The following is a 1,232-nucleotide window of genomic DNA, read 5'->3' on the forward strand; positions in this document are numbered from 1 at the left end:
CCGACGGGCGCGCGCTGGCGCGGGATGAATACCCCGCGCTGTGGGCGGCCATCGGTGATGCCTGGGGCGCTGGCGACGGTGCCACCACGTTCAACATTCCCGAACTGCGGACCGAGTTCCGTCGCGGTGCCGACCTGGGGCGCGGTGAGCTGCCCGCCCTCGAAATCGGCACCTGGCAGGCGGATGAAATCCGCGCGCACAGCCACCCGCTCGACGGGGCCTACAACGAGGACAACGGCAACACGGCGCAGGGCCCTAACGAGCCTGCCGATGGTCGCCTTGTGACGGAGACCGAGCCCTTTGGCGGCGAGGAAACCCGCCCGCGTGCCGTGTCCGTCCATCCCATCATCCGCGTGCGATAGGAGGTCCGGTCATGCCCACCAATTTTGCAACGATGAGCGAGGCGCTGGCGCAGTTGTCGTCGCTGGCCACCTTTCTTGCCAACATGCCTGCCGGTGTGCGCGCCGAGGTCGAGGCGGCCGTGGCCGAAGGCGAGGCAGACCTCGCAGCACTGCAGGCCGCCGTCGATGCGCTGGCCATCGAGGTCGCAGCCGGCGTCGAGGGCCTGATCCCGTCGCTGGCCTTCGAGGCGGTCATCGACCCGGCGGACCCGAACCCGACCCGGATCAACGGCGGGACCTTCAACACGATTGCGGACGCGGTCGCGGCGTCATCGCCGGGTCAGCGGGTTGTTCTGAACCTGCCCGGTGGTAGCGCCGGGTCAGTGCCGTTTGCATCCGATGTGGATATGCAGGGCAACCGCCACCTGGTCCTTGTCGGACCGACAAACAACCCGGCGATCGTAAACCACACGGTCAAGGTCACATCGTCACGCAACGGCCTTTGTGGCTTTCGAATGCACGACACCTGCACAGTGACGACCGTAGAGGTCGAACACACCCACGGCGCGCTTGCTGTTCCGGGCGAGCTGTTCCGCGAAAATGCCTCGATTTTCACTGGCGAGACAGGCTGGATCGGCGGCGTAAGCCTGTCTGATTTCGGTTTCACCGGTGAGCAGACAGCTTGCCTCGTCGGGTTCAACGGCGTGGCGTGTGCGAGGGTCGCTCTCTGGCGTGGCACGCTTTCGGGTGCCGTGACGGGCATCGGTCGCCCGGCAAGCGTTGACCCGTTCGTCATGGCAGGAACGCAGGGTGTTCAGTTGCAGAACGGCGCGGCCATGCTCAATCGCTTCACCCTTGGCAGCAACATCGTTGGGACGGTCTGATATGCCT

At 65.9% G+C, this 1,232-nt stretch carries 2 protein-coding genes; both read left to right on the forward strand.

Features of this window, described 5'->3' with window-relative positions; translation table 11 throughout:
- Positions 1–362 (forward strand): tail fiber protein (locus tag AN189_RS18635; RefSeq protein WP_172794957.1); only part of this gene is annotated, 362 nt, incomplete at its 5' end.
- Positions 363–373: 11 nt separating this feature from the next.
- Positions 374–1,225, forward strand: a complete 852-nt coding sequence (locus tag AN189_RS18640; protein WP_056039690.1) for a hypothetical protein — start codon at positions 374–376, stop codon at positions 1,223–1,225.
- The last annotated feature ends 7 nt before the right edge of the window (positions 1,226–1,232 follow it).

It is taken from the genome of Loktanella sp. 3ANDIMAR09, from assembly GCF_001420005.1.
Taxonomy (GTDB): Bacteria; Pseudomonadota; Alphaproteobacteria; order Rhodobacterales; family Rhodobacteraceae; genus Loktanella.